The sequence below is a fragment of the Pseudomonas sp. 2822-17 genome (assembly GCF_002742485.1).
Classification (GTDB): Bacteria; Pseudomonadota; Gammaproteobacteria; order Pseudomonadales; family Pseudomonadaceae; genus Aquipseudomonas; species Aquipseudomonas cyclaminis.
On sequence record NZ_LJRZ01000627.1, the window covers coordinates 1 to 252 of the forward strand.

At 40.5% G+C, this 252-nt stretch carries 1 protein-coding gene; it reads left to right on the top strand.

Annotated features, from left to right (window positions below; genetic code table 11):
• Positions 1-252: hypothetical protein (locus tag AOA60_RS33455; protein ID WP_218240785.1), on the top strand; the 252-nt coding region annotated here is incomplete at both ends.

Genomic DNA, 252 nt, shown 5'->3' on the forward strand with positions numbered 1-252 from the left:
TACTTACGGTCATGGTTATCGGTGTTCGAAATGCACCTGGTATATCCTTTCAACGTTGGAATAATCAATACATCAAGTGCATGGGCCAAGTAGGGCAAGAACTAATAGAATCGATTTTTTCCTTCGTAAATTATAGACAATTAGCAGTGACGCAAATTGTGAAAGGCGACGTTAGAAGCTCTCAGACTCATCAAAATGGCTTAATTAACTTAGGTTGGCGCGGTTGGGAAGGGGATTTTCCTTCTCCAATAT